The 22,433-nt window shown below is 62.2% G+C and carries 16 protein-coding genes and 1 tRNA gene; 5 read left to right on the top strand and 12 right to left on the bottom strand.

The annotated features are described in order from the left end of the window. Window positions 1-68: 68 nt before the first annotated feature. Window positions 69-722, bottom strand: coding sequence for a protein-L-isoaspartate O-methyltransferase (locus FIU89_RS05800; RefSeq protein WP_152491725.1), 654 nt, complete (start codon window positions 720-722; stop codon window positions 69-71). 407 nt (window positions 723-1,129) lie between these two features. On the opposite strand from FIU89_RS05800, the gene FIU89_RS05795 reads away from it, so the two are divergent. After that, window positions 1,130-1,203: transfer RNA gene (locus tag FIU89_RS05795), tRNA-Cys, on the top strand. A gap of 198 nt (window positions 1,204-1,401) precedes the next feature. On the opposite strand, the gene FIU89_RS05790 is transcribed toward FIU89_RS05795, so the two are convergent. The 6 genes from FIU89_RS05790 to FIU89_RS05765 all read right to left on the bottom strand — a co-directional run bounded on the left by FIU89_RS05790 (window position 1,402) and on the right by FIU89_RS05765 (window position 8,334). After that, window positions 1,402-3,213: a GMC oxidoreductase gene (locus FIU89_RS05790; protein ID WP_152491724.1), complete on the bottom strand. Its 1,812-nt coding sequence runs from the start codon at window positions 3,211-3,213 to the stop codon at window positions 1,402-1,404. Further along, window positions 3,206-4,048 (bottom strand): glycosyltransferase family 25 protein, encoded by an 843-nt coding sequence (locus FIU89_RS05785; protein WP_152491723.1) that lies wholly within the window; start codon window positions 4,046-4,048, stop codon window positions 3,206-3,208. The genes FIU89_RS05790 and FIU89_RS05785 overlap by 8 nt, the downstream gene beginning before the upstream one ends. Further along, window positions 4,045-5,094, bottom strand: a complete 1,050-nt coding sequence (locus FIU89_RS05780) for a DegT/DnrJ/EryC1/StrS aminotransferase family protein (RefSeq protein ID WP_216647052.1) — start codon at window positions 5,092-5,094, stop codon at window positions 4,045-4,047. The genes FIU89_RS05785 and FIU89_RS05780 overlap by 4 nt, the downstream gene beginning before the upstream one ends. Before the next feature lie 175 nt (window positions 5,095-5,269). Then, window positions 5,270-6,427, bottom strand: coding sequence for a glycosyltransferase family 1 protein (locus FIU89_RS05775; protein WP_152491721.1), 1,158 nt, complete (start codon window positions 6,425-6,427; stop codon window positions 5,270-5,272). Window positions 6,428-6,461: 34 nt separating this feature from the next. Further along, window positions 6,462-7,052: a sugar transferase gene (locus tag FIU89_RS05770; RefSeq protein WP_254701800.1), complete on the bottom strand. Its 591-nt coding sequence runs from the start codon at window positions 7,050-7,052 to the stop codon at window positions 6,462-6,464. A gap of 430 nt (window positions 7,053-7,482) precedes the next feature. After that, window positions 7,483-8,334, bottom strand: coding sequence for a glycosyltransferase family 2 protein (locus FIU89_RS05765; protein WP_254701799.1), 852 nt, complete (start codon window positions 8,332-8,334; stop codon window positions 7,483-7,485). A 58-nt stretch (window positions 8,335-8,392) separates the two neighbouring features. On the opposite strand from FIU89_RS05765, the gene FIU89_RS05760 reads away from it, so the two are divergent. After that, entirely contained in the window at window positions 8,393-9,697 is a 1,305-nt protein-coding gene (locus FIU89_RS05760) for a GNAT family N-acetyltransferase (protein ID WP_172978033.1), read from the top strand. Window positions 9,698-9,720: 23 nt separating this feature from the next. On the opposite strand, the gene FIU89_RS05755 is transcribed toward FIU89_RS05760, so the two are convergent. Genes FIU89_RS05755 through FIU89_RS05745 form a run of 3 tightly spaced genes read right to left on the bottom strand, consistent with a single transcriptional unit; the run spans window position 9,721 to window position 14,095 of the window. Further along, window positions 9,721-10,980, bottom strand: a complete 1,260-nt coding sequence (locus FIU89_RS05755) for a glycosyltransferase family 4 protein (protein WP_172978032.1) — start codon at window positions 10,978-10,980, stop codon at window positions 9,721-9,723. Between the two features lie 8 nt (window positions 10,981-10,988). Then, the gene (locus FIU89_RS05750) at window positions 10,989-12,638 is read right to left on the bottom strand and encodes a hypothetical protein (protein ID WP_172978031.1); all 1,650 of its coding nucleotides are present in this window, start codon (window positions 12,636-12,638) and stop codon (window positions 10,989-10,991) included. An 8-nt stretch (window positions 12,639-12,646) separates the two neighbouring features. Next, the gene (locus FIU89_RS05745; protein ID WP_152491715.1) at window positions 12,647-14,095 is read right to left on the bottom strand and encodes a hypothetical protein; all 1,449 of its coding nucleotides are present in this window, start codon (window positions 14,093-14,095) and stop codon (window positions 12,647-12,649) included. Between the two features lie 707 nt (window positions 14,096-14,802). On the opposite strand from FIU89_RS05745, the gene FIU89_RS05740 reads away from it, so the two are divergent. From FIU89_RS05740 to FIU89_RS05730, 3 genes are read left to right on the top strand one after another with little or no spacing between them, the layout of a single operon-like run. Continuing rightward, entirely contained in the window at window positions 14,803-16,884 is a 2,082-nt protein-coding gene (locus FIU89_RS05740; protein WP_152491714.1) for a polysaccharide biosynthesis tyrosine autokinase, read from the top strand. A gap of 19 nt (window positions 16,885-16,903) precedes the next feature. Beyond that, window positions 16,904-18,142 (top strand): glycosyltransferase, encoded by a 1,239-nt coding sequence (locus tag FIU89_RS05735; protein ID WP_152491713.1) that lies wholly within the window; start codon window positions 16,904-16,906, stop codon window positions 18,140-18,142. Between the two features lie 33 nt (window positions 18,143-18,175). Next, complete coding sequence (locus FIU89_RS05730) at window positions 18,176-19,591, top strand: oligosaccharide flippase family protein (protein ID WP_152491712.1); 1,416 nt, start codon at window positions 18,176-18,178, stop codon at window positions 19,589-19,591. A 9-nt stretch (window positions 19,592-19,600) separates the two neighbouring features. Here the strand turns inward: FIU89_RS05730 and FIU89_RS05725 are convergent, their stop codons facing one another. Further along, the gene (locus tag FIU89_RS05725) at window positions 19,601-21,130 is read right to left on the bottom strand and encodes a hypothetical protein (RefSeq protein WP_152491711.1); all 1,530 of its coding nucleotides are present in this window, start codon (window positions 21,128-21,130) and stop codon (window positions 19,601-19,603) included. 307 nt (window positions 21,131-21,437) lie between these two features. After that, window positions 21,438-22,409 (bottom strand): LysR family transcriptional regulator, encoded by a 972-nt coding sequence (locus FIU89_RS05720; protein WP_152491710.1) that lies wholly within the window; start codon window positions 22,407-22,409, stop codon window positions 21,438-21,440. Between the last annotated feature and the right edge of the window lie 24 nt (window positions 22,410-22,433).

Here is a 22,433-nt window from a genome sequence, read left to right as displayed (position 1 = left end):
TCTGATCGACGACAGCGCGCGCCCCTTGGAAACGCGGCCCCTACCGGCCGTCACTTGCGCCCCGCAGGTCATAGCGAAAACGCCGCTTGTCGTTCGAAGCCCGGCAGAACCGGGGCCCCGGCGTTGAAGTCGAAACGCCAATTCATCGCGCCATCCACCTTGTAGCCCACACGTACCGCTCCCAGCCGGCCCTCGGCGAAGAGACAGGCCATGCGGCCGCCCTCCTTCAGCTGGTCGGTGATCGTCTCCGGCAGTTCGTCAACCGCGCCCTGGATCATGATCACATCGTAGGGCCCGTGCTCGGCCGCGCCCTCGGCCAGGGGGCCCTCATGCACGATGACGTTGTCGGCTCCACGCTCCGACAGGATCGAGCGCGCCTCCTCTGCCAGGTCTTCGTTCTCCTCGACCGCGACGACCGCCTCGGCCATGCGGGCCGCGACGGCAGAGGAGTATCCAAGCCCGCATCCCAGATCGAGCACCAGCTCGTTCGACCGGATATCCAGCGCATCCAGCATCTTGGCCAGGGTCCGGGGTTCGAGCACGACGCGCCCGCCCCCGAGGTCGATGTTCTCCCCGACATATGCCGCCTCTCTCAGGTGGCGGGGCACGAACGCCTCGCGGGCAACCGCGAGCATCGCATCGATGATTGGAAACTTGGTGACGTCGGCCGGGCGCACTTGCGTATCGACCATCATGGTCCGGCGTGCGGAGTAATCCGTCATTGGACGTTCCTGTAGCTGCATTGTCCTCACGGAGTTTCTGCCACAAACCCTCGACCCTCACAATGCCCATAACCCCGTAAGCGTCAGAGCGACCCTTTGAAGCAACACTGCGCGCGACGCCGCAAAGGCACGCCGCGCCCAGGTCCGACGTGACCGCCCGCGTCCCCCGTCCCACCCGGCGGACGCGATCCCCATGCGCGGATCGTCCCGGACGTCGTTATGAGCGCGGTGGTATCGCAGCGCTCGGAAGACCGAAACACCGGCCAGAACGCGTGCGTCACGCCGGTCTTCACCGACGGCAAAGGCGACCGCTGGCACCGAAGCTTTCCAGATCCGCGCGCGGGGTCTGGACAACGCCTGCACGAAACACTAATCAGGCATCTCAGGCCGATCGGCCCACCACGGACGGCGAGTTGGCGGAGTGGTGACGCAGCGGATTGCAAATCCGTGTACACCGGTTCGATTCCGGTACTCGCCTCCAAATTCTCCCCGTGAATGACAGCACCCTAGGGGGAACTTCCGCTGTCATTAACGCATTCAGCCCCATCTTTGGGCCTGATTTAGCAGATTACTTGCAGTAAACCCTCTTGAACAAGACCCGGGTCAGTGGCGCCGACACAAGGGTGCGGACACCGTGGTTGGCCTTCACGACGCTTCCAGAAACCGGCTGCCACGCGGATCATGCGTTGTCTGCCGGGGCGGCCCGCAGATGATCGGCCAGCCTGTGAGCCAGGGCAACGATCATCAGCGTTGGATTGGCATGCCCGCTGGTTGCGAAGACCGAAGCGCCCGCGATGTAAATGTTGGAAAAGCCGTGCACGCGGCAATCCGCGTCGACGACGCCTTTCCTCGGATCCGTGGCCATCCGCGTCGTACCGGAGGAATGCGCCATGTCGATGATCGTCGCCGGAGCATCGCCGCCATCGCGCACCCAGGGGTCAAGCCTCGGACATGGCAGCCCGGCACGCTCGAACTCAAGCGCGACCAATTCGCCCAGTCGCGCCAATGTGCGCGTTTCCCGCTCTCCCACGCGCCACTGTACGAGAGGCAGTGGCTGACCGAAGCGATCGACCCGGTCCGACAAGGATACTCTGTTCTCGGCATTCGGAGCCTGCTCGCATATCGCCTGAACGGCCAGACCCGTAAGCTTGTGCGGCATGCCGCCGGTAAGGTACTCCTCGGCGGCGAAATTCGGGCGGAAGCGAAGAACCTGTTCGACGGCGAAACGGGTCAAGCCGGTGGGAAATCGCGGGTGCTGCGCTGCCATGCGCGCGAGACCCTTTGCGATGATACCCGGTGAGCGCAGGACGTTCGCGATATCCTGCAACGTGTTTTCGCTTTGCCCTTTGAGAATCCGCTTCGCCGCCGGAAGCGGATCGTCAGCCGCGCGTTCGCTCGGCATGAACACCGCGCAGTTCAGCAATTCTTCCTTCTGCTGAACTGCGGCCGTCGGGGCCAGGCCCCGCATGTACATGCTGGTGCCGTGTTCGGTTCTCAGTCCGAAAAAGCCGAACATCCTGGACATTGGTATGATCGCGTCGTCTTCGAAATGTGCGACCACCGCACTTGGATGATCCATAAGATAGCGCCCGACGACACCATGACGGTTCCCCAGCCCACGACCGGGTTGGTCCGGGGAATTCAAAAGAAGCCGGGCGTTCTCGATCGCGCTCGCCGCGAGCACGACCTGCCGGGCAGGAATGACCCGGGTCGCACCTTTAGCATCGGCGACACGCATCCCCGTGACACGCCCGCCCGCGGCATCGCACAAAATGGTCAGCGCGGTCGCCCCGGTCACGACGCGGCAGTTCCGTGGCTGGTTCTTCCGAAATTCATGGCCCATCTGCATGACTTCCATCGGCGCGATACGCGAACGCGCGAACTGCCAGAAATACGAACCAAGCACATCCCGGTCCGGGCAAGGCACTGGCGCCTCTCGGTTCATCAGCGCCCAAAGCTCTTCGTCATAGCAGTTCGGACCCAGATTGAGGGTACGTGCCGCGCGCTCGAGCGGCTCGGCAAGGTCGCCGGCCGAGATGGGCCAACCACTGTCTGGCAACCAGCTACGGGCGGAGAAGTCGATCGCGTCGAAGGCTGCCGATTTGCCCGCCCAGGCTTGAGTGGAACCACCCAGCACACGGCAACGAACACCGAAGCCCTGCCTGGCGTGATCCCACAAGTCCGTTTGCGCACCGTGAAAATCGCGGCGACGGGCTTGCTGGTCCTCGTTCCAGAGCCCCGGCTCGGTATCGACGGCATTCAGGGCCTCGGCCGCTTCGGTTTCCTCCAGACCGCCGCTTTCCAGCACCAGCACCTCGCGCTCTGTCCCCGCGAGGCCCTGTGCCACGGTCAGCCCTGCGGCCCCGCCGCCGACGATCACGACATCCGACGGCAATTCCTCGCACGGATCGATCTCGTGCAGATCACGCATGCGCCACGTCTGCCGGCTCGGCCGGGCGGGCACGCGACGGGCGCCGTCGCCTTCAACCATGGCGAATCATGTCGTCGTCGACCTGCTGAAAGCCCGGATCGCGGGCGCGCAGCGACCTGTCGGCTTGCGCCAACCGAAGGTTGGCTCGCAGTTTTCGCAGCTTGTTGCGCGCGCGATGCGCCAACCAGGCGAGCCGCTCGCGCGGAGACAGCGGCCCATACTTGTTCATCGGCACCGAGCTCGCCGAGAAACGCTCGATCACCGGAAACGGATAGACCGAGTAGATCGGAAGCCCGGTCTTCCAGAACTCGTCAAGCGACAGATCCCAGGCCGTCTCGATGTCGCGGCATGTCTCCATCACGCGTGCCGCGCCTTTCCGGGAAAGCATATACGCCTGCGCGCCTGCCGGGGACGACCGATAGCGCACGATTGACCTGTCGAAAAAGAAATTTAGCTGTTTGGCCGCCGCGTAATACATCCCGAATAGCCGTATGTAATCGATCCCTGTGTCGCTGCAGTATCGGGTGAGTGCATCAAGAGGGAACGCGGTGTCGAAGAGCACGTCATCCTCAAAAACCAGCAGATAATCGCCTGCACCGTTTTCGGCAAAGTCGGCAATCGCGGTGTAATGACTGGAAAAAAGCGCAAGCTGTGATGGTGTCATCTGGCGCGCATAAGTGCGCAGGATCCGAGCGGGATCATACCGCAGAGCGGGGTTGGTGAGCGTCGTATGCGCCTCGAAGAACCGCCACGGGTGACCGAGCGTGGCGAACTGAGCCGTGATACGACGTCGTCGTTCCTCCGCCTGCCTCACGTTGATGACCACGATTTCGAGCGCCGGCGCGGACGGCAAGGTCACAGGTTTGCTGACCGATATGCTGGGTTCATGGATCATGCCAAAGCCTTGCCGGAAATGCCGGGTGCGCGCTGCAAAGCCCGCGCCACCGCGCGCCGCCGAAACTTCATTATCGGCAGCGGGTACTGCGCGCCTAGCGCGACCCGACAGGTGCGCCGCAGGATATCGAGTGTCCTCTCGAAGTCCTCGACGCGGTATTCGATGTCGCGCTTGGCCCACTGATAGGGGTTCATGCGCGGGTCGAACCAGCGCTTTGAAAAGATCACTTCCCAATTGGTAAAGACATGCCGATCGGTTTCGATCAACCGCTCGAAGCCGCGAAGCTGGCCGAAGGCCCGTGCATCCGCCTCGCGGTCGAAGATCACCGCCATGCCGACAGCGTTTTCCGGATCATGATGCGGTGACAGGCGCACACCGGGCGCGTCTTCAAAGACCTCCGCCATCATGCGGTGACGTCGGCGTAGTCGCGTCAGAAGCGGCTCCAGCCGTGCCAACTGCGCATCCAGCATTGCGCCCGTCAGCTCCGACACCCGCATGTTCAGACAGGAAAACAGCGGCTCGTTGTTTCGCTCGTGACCCCGGATGAAATTGCCTGGATCGTGAAACATCCGCGCCCGCGTGAAAAGCCGGTCGTCATTGGTCAGAACGGCGCCGCCTTCGCCGGACGTCATGTTCTTGTAATGGTTGAAACTGACGGCGTTGACGTCGCCGATGCTGCCGACCCGGCGGCCCTTGTAGGTCGCGCCGATCGCCTGGCAGGCATCCTCGATCACCTTCAGGTCATGGGCGCGTGCGATCTGCATGATCCGGTCCATGTCGCAAACGAGGTTGAGCATGTGCACCGGCATGATGGCCTTGGTCTGAGGCGTTATGTTGCGCTCTATGTCCTCGGGGTCGATTGTCAGGCTTTCGTCGATGTTCACAAGCACCGGCACGGCCCCGACGGCCATGGGGGCGATTGCCGTGGACACCCAAGTATAGGCCGGCACGAGAACTTCGTCCCCCGGCCCGATGCCGGCCGCGGCCAAAGCCGCGACAAGCGCGTTGGTGCCGCTGTTGACGGTCAGGACATGCTCGACGCCCATTGTCTCTGCGAAGGCGTTTTCAAACCGGCTGGTGTATCCGCGGTCTCCTTTCGCATAACGGAGCAGTTGTCCGTCGGCGACCACGTGAGCCAACCTGAAAAGTTCCTTGAATCCGACTCTCGGCATGGTGTTGTCCAATGATGTAAGGCGCCTTTTTTTTTGCGCCGAATAAGTATTAAAGCATCGTCGAAAGGCGTTGCCAGAGTGTCGCCCCGGCCTGATCCCAAGTCAATTGTTGCGCACGCACCCGCCCCCGGGCCTCAAGCGCCGATCGTGCGGCGTCGTCCCCCAGGTATTTCAGCACTGCATCCGCCCACGCATCGGGATCACGCGTCGGCAACACGCAAGCACCCGGGCCACTGACCTCCGGGATCGCGCCGCCGTCCGACACCAGCGCGGCCGTCCCGCAATGCATCGCCTCGATCGGAGGCAGGCCGAACCCTTCCGTGACCGACGGAAAGAGAAAGGCCGTTGCCTGCGTATAAAGCGCACGCAATTCCGCGTCGTTTACCGGCCCCACGAAGACTGCGTTTCTCGGCGGGGACCACCCGCGCGCCTCGTAGTCCCGGCGCCCGGGCTGCCCGACCAGCACCAATGGGACATCGGCCAGTTGCGGAGCCTCGAAAGCCCGGAACAAAGTCGCCAGGTTCTTGTGCGGTTGCAGCGATCCCAACGCCACTACAAAGCGCCGGTCGGCCAGGTTCATCCGTTGCAGTATCGTTTCGTCCGGGGCGGTGCGCAGGATATGGTCCGTCCCGTTATGCACCACGAACGTCTTGTCGAGAGGCGCAAAACCCAGCTCCGCGAGTGTCTGGCGCGAATGCTCTGACACGGTCAGTATCGCGCGCGCGTGCCGCGAGATCTGCCGCCAGAGCAGCCGGTACCCCAGCACCTGCCGCCGGCTGTAGGACTGGGGCTGTGTCAGGACCTGCGCGTCATGGATCATCACGACGCTGTTGCGATGCAGGATCGGACCCAGATTGCAGAAATTGACCAGAAGTTCCCCACGGGTCAGCGCCGGCAAGGTCAACATCTCCCACCCCTGGCCCTTGCCAAGCCGGCCGGCGAACACTTCAGGCTCCAGGCCAAGCATGCCTACGGTCCTCACATCGTTCACGTGCGGTGCCACGATCCTGGCCGGGATGACCCCTTGCGCCCGCCGCAGGATCTGGGCGGAGAAGTTCAGGGCGGTCCGGTGCACGCCGTTCCGCATCAGATCACCTTGCAGGAACTTGCCGTTGATCGTGATACGGCTGACAGACGAGACGCTGTCAGTGTGTGCAAGAGCGAGATCAGACCTCTGGAGCTGTGTCACCGTTTCAACCGATCGCATCGAGGCAACGCCTTTTACCGGGATCTATACGCCATCATACAGCACCGCGACGTGCCAGAACAATTCCGATTGTTTGAAGCAGGATCTTCAGATCCGACGAAAGGGATGCCGACCGAATATAGCGTACATCAAGTGCGACACGTTCGGGATAATCCGTATCGCTGCGTCCGCTGACCTGCCACAGGCCGGTCAACCCCGGGCGCACGGACTTGTAGTACGCTGCGTGCAATCCGTAGAATTCCAGCTCCGCCTGGGTGATCGGCCGCGGTCCGACCAGCGTCATGTCGCCGCGCAGCACGTTGATCAGCTGTGGCAGCTCGTCGATGCTGGTGCGCCGCAGAAACCGTCCAACCCACGTGACACGGCTGTCATTCTCGAACTTGTAGTTTGCCGTCCATTCGGCACGCGCGACCGGGTCCGTCTTCAGAATGAACTGAAGCAGGTTCTCGGCATCCGGAACCATCGTGCAGAATTTGAGGCAGCCGAATTGTTGCCCGCCGAGGCCCACCCTTCGATGCTGGAAGAACACGGGACCGCCAGTTGTAAGCCTGATCGCTACTGCTGCCGCCAGCATCACGGGAAAAAGAGCCAGAAGAGCGGAACCGGCAATGACCTTATCGAGCAATAACTTGGTTACAGATGCGGATCTTCGGGCGTCAGTGCGACCGCTCAAATATGACGGAACTTCGACCTTTCCATTAGGCAATACCTCAACTGGACCCTGCTTAGCAGGATCTTCAAACACAAACATAGTATTTCCCCCAATTTTCGGGCCGCTATCGCCCGAAACCTTTCCTTAAAATGACATCAAATTGCCGCAATCCAACATATCACATGTTTTAACTTTCCATTAAGGAAATTCGACTCCACACACGCAGAGCGCGCATCCGCCTCTCGCAACTCTTCTTTCGCGACAGATTGCACTGCAGGCTTGAAAAAGATTGTTTCCAATACCTTGTGACACCGCTTCAAACCGGGTGCTTGCGGACAAAAATCGTCCCTGAACAAGAGCGGTAGAGCAAAATCGCTCGATCGCGATGACCGTCGAAACGCCTTTAGAGCGAATCGATTCTGCCTGGAGTCGCCCGCCCGAGCAGCACATCGCAGAGACCGCGCCAGTTCCCACGCATCCGGCCCGCACGGTCGATCCACGGCTCCGGCCGGAGCGCCTTGACGTGGTTGGCCACCACGTTTCTCAGGACGAGGTTCAGGGCGTGACCGGCAGTGACCGTGCCCTTCCGCCACAGGTAGTGCAGGTTCACGACCTGGCTGTACCCAAGAAGCTCACCGCGACTCTCTCTTCCTGCCTTGGTTCCCAGATGCACACCCGTGAAGTTCTCGATCTGAACGCAGCGCCCAGGCAGTCTCGCACCGAAATCGACATCTTCCTGCCATCCATAGGCCGGCAGCACTTCATCGAACCGCAGACCATGAGCGGCACTGCTGCGTATGGCCATGTTGCAGCCGTAAAGCCCAAGTGTGTCCCGAACGATCCGCGGGGGGGCCTGAGGATCAGGGTCGAAAGCGGTGTCCCAATCGCTCAGCATGGTCGCGGCCTCCTGGGGCGACAGCCCGGGCCCGTTGATGCCGTCTGCGACAAGCGTCCCGGTAATGCCATCCACATCTTCGTGAAACTCGAAGCCCCGCACCAGTTCGGACAATGCATGACGGGACGGGTAGAAATCGTCGTCGTAGAAAACGCAAAAGTCGATGTCGTCCCCCAGCCTGTCCAGGGCGCGATTGCGTTGCTTGCACGCCCCGGCCGCGCTGATGATCACCTCACCCGAGATTGCCGGGTCCAGAAGGGTCTCAAGGTCGAAATCGGCATCGGCAGGACTGGTGACCGCGAAAACCAGTTTCGCCGGTTTCAGGGTTTGCCGGTTGATAAATGGAACAAGCCCTTGCAATACGTCCGATCGCCCCTTCGAAGCGACAATTATGGCAACACGGGCTTCGGACTGGGACGTGAACATCGGGCGAATTGCTTTCCTGCGAATGGCGCACCCAGCTAGAAAGAATTTGCCGCGCGCGTCAATCCATCGCCGCATACGAAACAAGGCAGCGCCCGCCCTGCGGGAACCCGGTTACACGCGTATCTCGGCAGGCCTTTTTCAAAGGGCCCCGAGTTTTGCTCACTATACGCACCCAATGCCGTCCACTACTGTTGCCGACATGAACCCTATCTCAAGCAAGCTCCGGCCTGGTATCGAATTGATCGACCCGTCAGACCTCGATTCCGGGCTCATGCAGACATGGCGCCAGCTGCAGGCAGGCAACCCTCTGTTGCGCAGCCCGTTCTTTTCGCTCGCGTTCCTTCAGGTCGTTGCCGACGTCCACAGTGACGTCAAAATCGCCATCCTGCGGGACGGCGACACCATAAAGGGGTTCTTTCCATTTCACCGTCGGCCCGGCGCGCGTGGGGCACCACTGGCCGCGCCGATTGCCGATTACCAGGGCATCGTGGGCGAGGCGCCAGAGACCGTGAGCCCGCGCGATTTATTGGTGGCGTGCGGCCTCACCACATACGATTTCGACCATGCGCTCCGCGACACGCCCTTGTTCGAAAGAAATGCGTTTCGACGGACCGGGTCACCATTGATAGACCTCTCGGACGGGATCGAGGCTTGGCGTGCGGGGCGGATGAACTCTGGCAGCGCACTCAAAAACGTCGAGCGCAAACTGCGAAAAATGGAGCGCGAACTTGGGCCGGTCCGGTTCGAAACGGATGACAAGGCAGCCGATACCTGGACAACCTTTCTGACCTGGAAGCGCGCGGCGATCGCTGCGATGGGCGCGCGGTTCGTGCTCGATCAGCCGTGGGCGATGCAGGTCCTCGAACGGATTCGCGGCACGGATCAGCCGGAATTCTCGGGCCGCCTCTCTTCGCTTTATGCGGGCGACCGCCTTGTTGCGGCGCATTTCGGAATGAGGTCGGAAAACACCTGGCACTGGTGGTTTCCCACCTACGACAACGCGGCGTCTCGGTACACGCCCGGGCTCGGGTTGCTGCTGCATTGTGTCCGGCAGGCCGCGAAAGAAGGACTGATCGAGATAGATCTGGGGCGCGGCGACGAGCGTTACAAAAAGGAATTCGCCAACGAGACGCGCGCGCTCTGCGAAGGGTCACTGGAACGCGGCCTGACACCGCCCGGCGCGGCGCGGCGTTTCCGCAAGTTCACCTATCGCACCGCGGAAACCGTGCTTCCGCCCCGGTATCTCGATCTCAAGCGACGCGCGTTCAACCGCCTTCTTCGGGCCGGAGAGGTATAGGCACGACGCCGGCTTTCCGTCACTCAACGCGCCACGGCAGCACCATAGAGTTCGACCAGCATGTCAGCCCAACTGTCCGGTGTCGTCGACAGGCGTGATCCGTCGGAGAAACCTCGTCTGCTCATTCCGGCGACCTCCGCGCTGTTCATATCCCGGATGCGTGACAGCTTGGCATCGACGTCCGCAGGATCGAACACATCAAAGGCCAGCCCGCAGCCCAGGCGTTCGACATCCGCGGCCAACGCCGTCTGGTCCGAGACAAGCACCGGAAGGCCGCATTGCGCGGCCTCGGCAATCACGAGACCAAAGGTCTCGGGATGTCGGGAGGGCATGACAAGCGCGCGCGCATCGGCGACCAGCGCACCGATCCGGTCCGCGGGCTGCCACCCTGCCAGTTCAACCATGGGATAGTCTCGTTCGATCCGGTCATGCAGATCGCCAACCCCGATCAGCCTCAATCGCTGGCCGGTGCGTGCCGCGGCCTCGACCAGGTCCATGACCCCCTTGTCCCGTTCCAAGCGGCCGACATAGACCAGAAGATCATTCTCCTCCGCCTCGACCCGCGTAGCGGTGTAGGGTTCGGCCGGGTTGCGCACGACCCGCAACAGACGTTCCGGGTACCCCGCGCGTCGGAACTTTTCCACCTGCTGCTCGTGGATCGCGATGACACCGGCCCAGGGTGCTTGCCGGTCAATGTGCCGGAACAAGACCGCGTGGCGTGCAGCACGCCAAAGCTTGTGCCCATAGTTGCGTTTGTCGCAGTTCGTCATCCAGCAGGCCGCGCTCAGCGGCACCAGCGGGCAACTATGACCACGGCGATAATTCATGTACATCCCGTTCGGACAGGCCAGAAAATTGTCGTGGGCATGCAGGAATACCCGGTCCGCGACCGGCCTCAGGGCCCGAAAGACCGACGGCGAAAAGATCTGGGACCAGTTATGCATGTGATAGACCGTTCCCGGCCCATCCAGCCCGGAAACGGCCCGGGCGACAAACTTCTCCGCCGCAGCGTCATGCAATCCCCGGGCAAGGGCCTCCCCCTTCGACCGGCTCAGCAGATCGCTGCCACCATATGCGATCACGTCGACGCCCAGATCGGCAAGTTCCGGATTGTCGCCCGCATCCCCGGTGACGAAACGTACGGCCAGCCCGCGTTCCCTCAGCTTCTGGATCAGAAGCAGCGCAAGGATCGCGGCCCCGCCGTTGCGGCTACTGTGATCGTTGAACACCACCACGCGCTCGACCCTGTCGTCAGCAGCGTACCGCGACTGCGTCGATGCCATGACCTCTGTCATTGCGCACTCAGTACGGTCACGCGCCAGCGCGTGTGGTCCCCCTCGGCGCTGCGGTTTGGCCCCAGGATGACCTCCACGCCTTCACCGGCACCAAGAGCTATCCCGTCGGATCGCAGGGTCGTCGGCGTCGAAACGACGGTCTTCGACAAGACGCGCCCCTCGTGCCGCACTGTCACCAGAACCCCGTCCGTGCTGTCCGCGTCCGGCGCGACCTCTACGCGCAGATCGACCTTGCGCGGCGCGCGCGTGTCGTACCGATAGACAACCGACACCGGGTCGTCCGGCCCCCAGGATGACGGCACGGTCCAATCCGCGCCAACCCGGACCGTCCCGTCCTGCGGCAGGGCCAGATAGGGGGTCCAGGGGACGCCGTCGCTCTCCTGCCCAGGACGCGGTTCCAGCGGCAGGTCGGTTTCACCCCGCCGGACGAACAGGGACCTGTCCTCGACCTCCAGGTACGAAAACCCGTCATAGCTGTCGGCCAGCACCCTCTGCGGACCGAGCCTGACCGTGTCACCCAGCTCGACCGGGGGGCCATCCGAAAGGATCAAGAGCGTCTTGTCGCGCGACAGCCGCAAAGGTGCCTCCAGCATGAGGCCCGCGCTGTTCAATGCCCGCAAACCCGGGGCCAACATGACCTCGCGCGGCGCGCCCCATATCACCAACGCGCTCTGGCCGAACTTGCACGCATAGGTAAAGGGGTCGGGTGCGACATCGCTTGCGACCCGGCCTTCGAGATGCGCACGGATAAGCGCGAAAGCCTGCCCCGTGGCCGTCGGCGTCCCGTCATCGTCAACGATAGGGACCAGCCCGTCGCCACGCGGGCTGAACGGATACCAGATCGCACGGTTCACGCCGCCAAGCGCCATCTGGCAATACATACGCACAAGATAATCCGGGGCCTGGTCGGCATCGGTGGTGCCGAACTCGGTGATGGCGATCGGCATGTCCGACAGGCCCGGCACCTGGCGCAGCACGTCGATCTGGCGCCCGATCATTTCCGGCTTACTCGTATAGGGGTGCAACACGAAGGCATCCATGTGCGCCAGACCACCGGCGGCAACCACGGCTTCGGCCCACGCCACGGGAACCGAATGCGCCGCTCCGCCCAGGATCTCGATCTCCGGCCTGATCGCTCGAACGGCGCCTGCGGTGGTCGCAAGCAGGTCCACATAGGCCTCCGCCCGCGCCTGAAGGTCGGGTGGCCAGCCTTCGAGCTCCGCAAACTCCCACGAATTGAACTCGTTGCCGATCTCGATCGCCTCTATGGCGGGAAACCGCTGCAGGATCCGCGTCTGATAATTCGCGAACGCCGCCTGCCCCTCTGCGTCTTGCGGCACATGCCCCTCCTCCCAGTTCGGGTGCCCGCTATAGGCCAGAAGAAGCAGATTCGCGCCAAGCTCCGCAAGCATCTCCGGGTATGCCTCGCGCATTGACCCGAACTCCAGCCGTCCGTCCGACTGTTCCACGTGGTTCCAGATCACCTCGTCGCGAAACACCTCGACGCCCAGCTTTCGACCTCCCGCGAGCGCCTCCGGCTGCCAGCTTTGGCCCAAATTCGACGCCGCACCCAGCAAAGGCCCCCGCAGCGGCTCGGCTGCAACGGCGCTCGTCATCGCCACGAAGGCCAGAACCCAAGGTCGCACGGCGCGGATCAAGGCACTTGCCTCTGGCGCAGTCCATGCGAGGGTCGCGGGTGCGCAAGCCACTGGGAGGCGTTGTCCGCCCGCACCACGATCCGGCTGCGCGACAGCCCGACAACCAGGCCCGCGAAGATGAAAAAGAGCGTGCCCAGGTTCGGCGTGGCTGCCGTCAGCATTGCCGCGATGATCTGCGCCAGACACGCCACCTTCAGGGCTTGAATGACGTTGTCGCGCGGTTTCGACCCGGTTCTTGCCGGTGCCGAAAACAACGAGGCCAGGAACAAGAGATAAAGTGCCGTACCAAGGACCCCCAGGCTGCCGAGGCAGGCCATGAACCAGTTCGATGCCCGCACACTGCCCAGCCCCGCCCCCATCAGCCACGTATCCGTGAAATTCTTGTACGCCTGGGCATTCCACGCCATCCGCTCGACGCCCGAATCGCTTTGAAGCTTGCTGAAAAGCGTTTCGTTCAGGAACCGCTCCACGACGTCGAACATATGGTACCCGACCAGCATCGCGATGCCGGCCAGCCACGCGACCGCGATTGTCGTGACAAGATAGAAGGCCACCCGTCTCGGGAACGCCCCTCCGGCCGATCTGAACAGTACCGCTATGGAATAGTATACCAGCAGCAATACCAGCGCGACATAGGCCCCCGACGAGGTCGAGCGCAGGACACAGAAAAGCGCGATCAGGAGCATCGCCGTGACCAGCCGTGACCTGGCCGACACCGTCCAGTAATGTAGCCAGAACCCGAAGAGCACGACAGAAAAGGAACCGAACGCCGAAGCTTCGGGCATGCCGCCCACCATGCGTTTGATACCCGCCATTTCATGGAAAACAGCCATGGCGTAATTCGCCGTCCGAAGCGGGTCCATCAGTGTCTTCAATCCGGCAGCGGCAGAGACCACGTCGATCATCCCGAGCGCGAAATTGACCGATGTGCAAATCACCAGTGCCTTGAACACCGCCCCTTCATCCGGCCGCAGGCGATAGAGCGTCGCCAAGGCCAGAAAGACGAGGGACGACAAAAGGAAATAAAAGCTCTGCGTGATGTTGCCGCTCGATGGCGCAAGAGGGATGGAGATGATCCGATCTTCGTTCACCGCGCGCGACAATCCGAAGATTTCCGTATCGCCCGCAAAGATCCGCGGAAAGAACACAGCCGAGATGAAGCAGTAGATCAGGAGCAGAAGCAGGAAGAAACCGGGCTGCAAGGGCCTCAGGGTCCCAAGAATACGATCCGGCCCGCCATGACGGGCAATGGCTATGAAGAAGACGATGCACAACGTGAATTCGAGCTGCCCTATCGTGGCCCCACCGAGCGCCGGTAGGTTGAAGGCGGCCGCGGCGCCGAACGGCGCCAGTCCGACGAATGCCCAAAGTCCCCGGAACGGGCCGATCCAAAGCAGCGTTGCGGCAGCAACAAGCGCAAGAAATGTGCTTGGAACGATTTCCAAATCAGGCCCCTACAAATAATCGACTGCGCAGTTCATCGACGAACTTTGAAAAAACGCACCGCCCCGCACCTTGGCGCGTGTCGCGGTACCAAGACTAGACGATCCCGCGCTCAAACAAAGAAAATTGTCCAATTTCGCTCAAACCGCGCGCCATGCACCCCAAGCGCGTAAGCAGTGCGGTGGCATCGCGTGAATTGGACATGATTTGGCAACGATAAGACCTTCGACCCCGGTCCGCGAAAGCGGCGCGAAAGCCGTATGCCGACAAGCCTCGATTATCGTGCGGCTACCAGGAACCAGACATGACAGATGGCGAAACCCAGCAGGTTATGCCACAGAATTGCCTTCACAAAGACACCAAAATGGTCTTGGGACGAGAGCGATCGTCGGCTCTATCGCACAGCGCGAATCATCATGCAGAACACCCGAAACCTGATTTCCCGAAACCCCGCTCAGCGTTCACTTTTACGCACGAATAGCAACAATTCTCCAAGACTGTTCACATTCTGACCCAAGATCAAATGCATTTCCCGGTATTCGTTGACTCGAAGCGGGGCTCCCAAGCTTAATTGGACGGGGGTTTTTACGAATTTAGTATCCCAGCCGCATTCGGATCGGCATGTATACGTGTCTGTCCGTCCGCTTGAAAAGCGGCGTGATTTTGACGGCAGGGGAAGACAAGTGATTGTAAACTGGAGTGGTCTCGGATGAATACGGTCTTCCCGGAGTCCGACCGGATGCGGGTCGACGCGTCGATGCACGGCGCAAGCAGATCGCGTGATCCTGACGCCGTCGACATGCGCGCGCTTCTGGGACAGTTCTTGCGCCGCTGGAAGCTGATCCTGGGCCTGAGCGCGTTGGCCGCATACACGGCATATTTCCTCGTCAGCCTTCTGCCCTTCTCCTATAGCGCGACAACGAAAATCCTGCTCGACCCCAGCCGTGCCCAGTTTCTCACCGGCATCGAGGTTCTTGAAAACCGCGAACCGTCGCAACAGGTGATCAACGGCGAAATCGCGATTCTGACCTCCAATCTCCTGCTTCAGGATGTCATCGAAACGGTCGGGCGCGAGCGTATCCTCGCCCTCGTTCCGGAACTGAACGAGCTGCCGCAGGAAACGCTCATGGACGGGCTTGTCTGGGCGGTGCGCGAACGATTGACGGTCTGGGCCGAAAACGAAAGCTATGTCATCGTGATGTCGTTTTCGTCGCGCGATCCACAGCTCACGATGGACCTGCCCAACGTGCTGGCAGAGCGTTACCTCGCCAATCAGGTCGACACCCGCAGGCAAACGATCCGACAAGCCGGAAGTTGGCTCGAAGAGCGGCTGGAAGCGCTTGGCGCTGAAGTGGCCAAGACGGAAGAAGATGTCGCCAAGATGCGGACCGAAAGCCTGCTTGCGAATGGCGGCACGCTGGAAAACGCCAGCGAACAGATATCGAGGCTGAACAATCAACTGGTCGAAGCGCGCGCCGCGCGCACGACGGCCGAGGCGCAGATGCTTCAGCTGCGTCAGGTCATGGAAAACCAGGGCCCGCTTGCGGCCGCGGCCCTGGTGCCAAGCACTGCCATGGACGACCTGCAAGAGCGCGCTGTCGATCTGCGTCAGCTTGATGCCGGATGGGCCGAAACCGTGGGGCCCGATCACCCCCGCCGCGCCCGCATCCTCCGCGATCTGAAACAGATCGAGGACGAAATCGCCCTGGAAGTGCGTCTCGAACTGGAGAATCTCGAAAGCGGATACGAGGTCGCGCGGCTGAGTGAGGACGCGATCGGCGAGACCATCAGCCAGATGGAACGGCGCGTCGTCGAAATGTCCCGCGGTGAAATCGCCCAGCGCAAGACCGAACGGCAGGCACAGGCCGCACGCCAGACCTACGAGGCATTGCTTTCAAAGCTCACCGACGCGCGCACCCAGGAACGCCTGCAAAACGCCGAGGCCAAGCTGATCGAGCGCGCCACCCTGCCGTTGAGCCCCTCTGCGCCGAGGCCGAAACTGATGGCCGCGCTGGCCGGCACCACGATGTTGGCCCTTGTATCCGTCTGGGCCTTCATGGCCGAATTGACCGCAACGACCTTCCGAACGCCGAGGGAGGTCGCCGACGAGATCGGCCTTCCCGTTGTCGCCACCTTGCCCGCCGAACGCTGGTTCTCGACTCGCGGTTTCCTGAAACACATTCGAAAGAAGCCGTATTCGCCTTTCGCCGAGAATATTCGCAAGCTCATGACGACGCTGCTGATGCGCGATGAATTCGCGATCTCCACAAGCGTGACGGTGCTGTCCACGAAGCCAGTCGAAGGCCGCACGACCACGGCGCTGGCCCTAGCGGAAGTGTCGGCGCGCTCCGGTCGCGCCGCGATTTTCGTGGATTTCGACCTGCGCCAGGCAACCGTGGCACGGCAATTCCATTGGAAGGTTCAGCATGACCTGGCAGACGTAATCGCAGGCGAGTGCGACCTGAAACAGGCCATCAGCACGCCTGAAGACATGCCGTTCGACGTTCTGGTGTGCGCACGCCCCTCGCCCGAAATCGCAGAGGAGCTTTCGAGCCTGGATATCGAGGCGATCGTCGAAGAACTCAAACAGCTCTACGACATGGTCATTCTGCAGGGACCTGCGCTCCTGTCCTCGGCCTTTTCCGTCATCGTCGCCAAGGCATCGGACAATCGCGTTCTTGTCATCGAAAGCGAAAAGACCAGGCGCAGCGAAGTGAAGGAAGGGCTGGCCATGCTGCAAAAGCTGCGACTGCCGGTCGAAGGCATTGTGTTAAACAAGTTGCGCACGTAGGCGAAAAGGTCCCAATGGCATGAGTACGGTCGACGCATCACTCGTTCAACCCCTCGATCCCGGGCAATCCGGCCGGTCCGAGGCCGAGGTGCGTGGCTCTGCGTCCCACGGCCCCGCAATTCTGCACGGGGCGCAACCGCGCGTCGCGCTGATACATTACTGGCTGGTCGGCATGCGCGGCGGTGAAAAAGTGCTTGAAGCCCTCTGCCGCCTCTTTCCCGATGCCGACATCTACACGCATGTCTACGATCCTGGCAAAGTCAGCTCCACGATCCGGCGCCACCGGGTCTTCACGACGAACATCGCGCGGCTGCCGATGGCGCGGCGCTTTTACACCAAGTATGTCTCGAAGATGCCGCGCGCGCTGGAAGACCTGGATTTGTCCGCCTACGACCTTGTGATTTCGTCCGAATCCGGTCCCGCAAAGGGGGTGATCCCGCAACCCAATGCCCTGCATCTAAGCTATGTGCATTCCCCCATGCGCTACATCTGGGACCAGTACGGCCTCTACCGCAAGAACACCGATCCGCTGACCAGGGCCCTGATGGGGCCCTTGACCAGCCGGTTGCGAAGCTGGGACGTCACGAGCGCTGCACGGGTCGATGATTTTGTGGCGAATTCGCATTTCGTGCAGCGCAGGATCATGAAGTACTGGCGGCGCACGTCGCACGTGATCCATCCGCCCGTCGACGTGTCGGCTTTCGCCCCTTCGCCCGATACCGAAGTCGGATCGTTCTACCTCTATGCCGGCGAACTGACCTCCTACAAACGCCCCGATCTCGCGATCGAGGCGTTCAATCGCCTCGACAAGCCCCTGATCGTCATCGGCGGACCTGACAAGGCGCGACGTGCCCTGGCCCGGGGCGCCGGGCGCAATATCCGCTTCCTGGGTCGTGTCTCGGACGACAAGCTGAAATCCTACTTTGCCGCGTGCCGGGCCCTGATCTTTCCCGGCGAAGAGGATTTCGGCATCCTGCCCGTGGAAGTCATGGCGGCGGGTCGGCCCGTGATCGCGTATGGTCGCGGCGGCGTGCTCGACACCGTGGTGGACGGAGAGACCGGCCATCTCTTCCACGACCAGACGGCCGATTCTCTGGTCGACGCGGTGCGACTGTTCGAATCCGAACAGCTGCAACGGCTGGACAGCCGGCTCATTATGTCGCATGCCGCGCGTTTCGACGAGACCCAGTTCCGAGACAGGTTCATCGACCTGTTGGAATCACACGGAATTCAGACAGTAAGGCCAAAGGGGCCCTGAGCCTTTGGCGCGATCGGATCGGGAAGGGATTTGATGCTGCGGACCCTCTTGTCGCCTTTCGCCGTCGGCGTCGCCTCCAGGGTGGTTTCTCAGGTCTGCGCCTTCGTGCTCATCCTCGTGGCGTCTCGCGCGCTGGACCTTGCGGAATTCGGCAGCTTCGCAATCGCCTCGGCACTGTGCGTCATCTTCACCACCCTCATGTATACCGGCGTCTATCAGACGATCCTGCGCACCAAGGACCTGATAGCGGATCGCGACACGCTATTCGCGTTGCAATTCGCGATCGGCGCCGCCGGGTCGATGACGATGGTTCTCATCGGTCTGTCCATCGGCAACCTGTCGGACCTTGGAACGGCCTTCGCCCTGGTCGGCCTCGCCCCTATTCCGGTCCTCGCCTCGTTCAGCGCATGGCTCGAAGCCCATCTGGTGCGCGACGGTCGGGTTCGGGCCACCGCAATCCTGGTTCTGCTGTCAGAGCTGGTGGCCCTGGCGACGGCTGTTGGCATGTTCCGGGCAGGCTTCGGCATCGAGGCTTTGGTCATGTCGCGTCTGACCTCGATGGCCTTCATTCTGGTGCTCTATGCAGCGCTCGTGCGCATCGTGCCGAAACCCCGCATCAAGCGTGCGACCATCCGCAGCGGCCTGCGCGAGGCCTGGCCGCTCTGGGGCTCGTCCTCGCTGGGCATGCTGTCGAACTATGGCGCGGACCTGATCCTCGGCGCCTTTCTCAATCCCGCAGCGGTGGGCGCCTACCGGGCCGGCTCGCGCATCGCGAACACGGCCGCGGACGTCGTGACACAGCCGATGGGCATCATCAGCTGGGCACAATTCGCGCGCAAGGAAGCGTCGGACAACCAATCTGACATCCGAACCCTCTGGAAGAACAATGTCGCGCTGTGCTTCGCCCTCATGGCGCCGGCCATGATCACCGTCAGCGTCCTGGCGTCCGATATCGTCACGGCTGTGTTTGACCCCTCCTGGGCGGCCGCCGTCACGATCATCTCGATCATCGCAATCGCGCGCCTCATAGAAAGCCTCAGCTTTCTTCTCGAGCCGACGCTGACATGCCTGGGCCGTTCAAAGCAGCAGTTCTTCGTGCGGCTGGGCGACACGCTGTTGCTTGTCACGCTGCTCCTTGCCATCGGCCGGCACTCCCCCGAAGCCGCGGCGCTGGCGGTACTGCTCAAGACCTGTGTGACCATGTGCGTATCGGTGACCCTGATGATGCGTGCCGCCGGAATCACCGTGTCCGACCTGGTAGAGATCACGCTGCCGGGGCTTGGCCTGACCGCCTTGTGCCTGTCGGTGATCTACATTGTCGGCCTGTTCCCGCTTGCGGGCGGTTCGGCGACCCTCTTGCTGGCCACTGCCGCAGCCGAGGTCACCGTCTGGTCGATCTGCATCGCTGCTCTGTTGCGCAGCCGGATACTGGTGATGCCCGCGATCTGACCTGCCCGTTCAGCGTTTGCGAACGTCGAAGATCACCTGTCCGTCCAACACGTCGATATGGTGGATGCCGATGGTCCCGGGCACCTCCCGCGGCGTGATATGGCGCACCAGCCTTTCCTGGTAGCGGTCCATGTCCAGCGCCTCGATCTCCATGATGTTCAGCCCGTACCCATACGTGCCATGCGAATTGTCCTGGCTCGGGCGAAACAACCGCCCGTCCTGCTGAAACACGCGCCCTCCCCCGCGTGCGGTGCGCGAGTTGACCACGACCGGGTTCATTGGATGCGGGGTGATCTCGGCCAGGTCCGGCCCATCGACACGAAACAGATGCAACTCGGAGCAGAAATCATCGAAACTGTCCTCGCAAAGATTGGTGAACAACCACCAATCCCCGCCCACCTTGGCCAACGTGCTGTCGGACGCGCTTACACCCTCCATCGCCGTTGCATGCAACGTCCACCCCAGCGGAAAGTCGGTCGCACGCCAAAGTTCCAGCCTTTTCCCTTCGCTCGTCTCGGGCAGCATGAAGATGTCGTCGCCGTGCTGAAACACGAACGGATAGGACAAGTGATAAGAGGTCCGGATGGCATCCCCGACGAAATGCAGCCGCCCCGCGTTCAGACGGCCTGCCGCGATATGTCCGCGCCCCGAGCGGTAATCGAACACCTCGAAAAACACATGGACCGCGCCCTGATGCGCAATCAGAAACGGATCTGCCCAGTACGACCCGGCAGGCGCGTCGAACTCGACCGCCGAAACCGGATCGAAGGTCAGCGCGGTGCCCTCCGCCAGCCGCAAGCAAAATCTCCCGGGACGCCCGCCCATGCGCGCACGGATCGTGTTGGCGCTGCGCACTGCGGCTTCCGCCGCAACGCGCCCGACATATTGCGGCAGCTGAAGAACCGACGCCGCCTTGTCGTCAGGCACCTCGTCCGGCAGCGCCTCCAGCGCCGGCACCTCGCACAGTGCAAGGCGCGCCAACTGGCCGGTCAGAAAGCGCACGGCCTTCTCTCGTTGAAACAGCAGGTTGCGCGAAGCGAGGAACTTGGTGTCGAACTCCGTTTCGGCAATCCTCCGCCAGCCCTCTTCCTCCGACGTGAAACTCCACAGGCGGACCGGCGTGACCGGCGCATTGGTCACCGCAGCATGAAACCCACTCTCCGGATCGACCGTCGAAAGCCGCCAAATTCCATGTTCCGCGTTTCCGGCAAGCTCTTCGACGGCGGGAATTCCCGAATCATCGAGGATAAGGTCAAGGTCCGGCACGATCCCGGGATCCGCGGGCAGGATGTCCCGGTCATGCAGGCCGGGTATCGGTACGTCCCGCGCGGTTTGCCGGGTGACGGCCGTTTCAAGCGCCAAAGCGGACGACATAAGGCTGGTTGCGCTTGTGGCCTCCTCGCCCGAGGCGACGATGCACACCAGGTCGACCAGGTCCATGTCATCGAGGATTTCGACCAGACGCGCACTGTCAGGTCTTGCCGCGTTGGGATCGCCGAGCACCAAACCGACGCGCAAGGCCCGTTGCTCATCCTGCATTGCAGTATCCGACTAGTCGACACGACTTACCGTCGCGGCCGCGGTCAACGCACCGTCGGCCCGTGTGGAATTTCAAATCGCTCAGATCCGTCACCGTTTTATCCCTGTGGCACTCGTTTCGACAAGTCACCTTGCATCCCTGACCCGCTCGCGTGCAGCCTGTCGAAAATGGTAGCTATCGCAAGCACACCAATCTACCCCAAAGGCGATCACACGCGACACTTCCCTTCGGCTTTCGGGTGACTGCTCCGGTCGAGGCGCACGCCCGGATCGGGCCGATGCCCTGCCGGATTCGCGTCCGATCCCGTCAGACCGGCGCCGACGCTCCATAGGTCCGATCCTTCAGCGCGGTCCGTGACAGGCTGTCCTCGACCGCCTCCAGGAACTTCGCCTCCGCCTCGGAGTGCCGTCGCGACGGGTTGCTCAGCAAGTATATGTCGACCATCGGCAGATCATCGAACGGGGGCAGCTGGCGGATTCGACCCGCCGCCACGTCCTGCGCCGCCACGTGCAGCGGCAGCGCCCCGATCCCCACATTCGCCATGATCATGCGCCGGATCTCGTTCAGGCTGGACGACACGCCGCGCCAGTTGCGCGACAGGTTCAGCCGGGCGCGCAGCTGCGAGATCGCCTCCAGCGGTCCGCCTTCCGCCTCGGTCTGGAAGGCCACGAACGGCTCGCCCTCCAGATCCTCCGGCAGGATCGCATCCGCCCCGAACAACGGATGCCGCGCGCCGCAGTAAAGGCCGAAATATTCGCGGTAAAGCACCATCGTCCTCAGGTTCTTGGGCATCGTCGTCAGCAGGCAGATCCCGAAACTGGCGCGGTTGAGCTTTATCATCGTCTCGACCTCGTCGCTCTCGAACACCGTGAAGGAATAGGTCACGCCGGGATGCGCCTGCGCAAAGCGGTTCAGCACACCGTCGAAATGTTCCGATATCACCGAAGAGGTGATCGCGATGGACAAGTGCCCGCGCAGCTCGGCCTTGTCCTCGTCCAGGATCGCCGGGATCTGCGACACCGTGCCGAAGATCGTCGCGCATTCGGTATACAGGACCTGCCCCGCCCGCGTGATGGTGAACTCGTTGGGTTTGCGGATCACCAGCGTCTTGCCGATGCTCTGCTCCAGCCGCTTCAAAGCCGCCGAGACCGTGGGCTGTTTCAGGCCCAGATGGCTCGCCGCCTTCGAGATGCCGCGCTGTTCGACGATCACCATGAAGGTGCGCAACAGGTTCCAGTCCAGGTTCCAGGGAAAGCGACGGCGCTGCGGCAGGCTCATAGATTTGCTCTATAATAAGAATGC

It is taken from the genome of Roseovarius sp. THAF27 (assembly GCF_009363655.1).
In the GTDB taxonomy this organism is placed as follows: Bacteria; Pseudomonadota; Alphaproteobacteria; order Rhodobacterales; family Rhodobacteraceae; genus Roseovarius.
The sequence above is the reverse complement of the archived record's forward strand: the minus strand, read 5'-3'. Positions and strand labels throughout refer to the sequence as shown.

Bases quoted from the DNA above. Each gene is read 5' to 3' on its own strand.
- FIU89_RS05800 (WP_152491725.1), bottom strand. From the start codon at position 722: ATGACGGATTACTCCGCACGCCGGACCATGATGGTCGATACGCAAGTG.
- FIU89_RS05790 (WP_152491724.1), bottom strand. From the start codon at position 3,213: ATGGTTGAAGGCGACGGCGCCCGTCGCGTGCCCGCCCGGCCGAGCCGG.
- FIU89_RS05785 (WP_152491723.1), bottom strand. From the start codon at position 4,048: ATGATCCATGAACCCAGCATATCGGTCAGCAAACCTGTGACCTTGCCG.
- FIU89_RS05780 (WP_216647052.1), bottom strand. From the start codon at position 5,094: ATGGGCGTCGAGCATGTCCTGACCGTCAACAGCGGCACCAACGCGCTT.
- FIU89_RS05775 (WP_152491721.1), bottom strand. From the start codon at position 6,427: ATGCGATCGGTTGAAACGGTGACACAGCTCCAGAGGTCTGATCTCGCT.
- FIU89_RS05755 (WP_172978032.1), bottom strand. From the start codon at position 10,980: ATGGCATCGACGCAGTCGCGGTACGCTGCTGACGACAGGGTCGAGCGC.
- FIU89_RS05740 (WP_152491714.1), top strand. From the start codon at position 14,803: ATGAATACGGTCTTCCCGGAGTCCGACCGGATGCGGGTCGACGCGTCG.
- FIU89_RS05735 (WP_152491713.1), top strand. From the start codon at position 16,904: ATGAGTACGGTCGACGCATCACTCGTTCAACCCCTCGATCCCGGGCAA.
- FIU89_RS05730 (WP_152491712.1), top strand. From the start codon at position 18,176: ATGCTGCGGACCCTCTTGTCGCCTTTCGCCGTCGGCGTCGCCTCCAGG.
- FIU89_RS05725 (WP_152491711.1), bottom strand. From the start codon at position 21,130: ATGCAGGATGAGCAACGGGCCTTGCGCGTCGGTTTGGTGCTCGGCGAT.
- FIU89_RS05720 (WP_152491710.1), bottom strand. From the start codon at position 22,409: ATGAGCCTGCCGCAGCGCCGTCGCTTTCCCTGGAACCTGGACTGGAAC.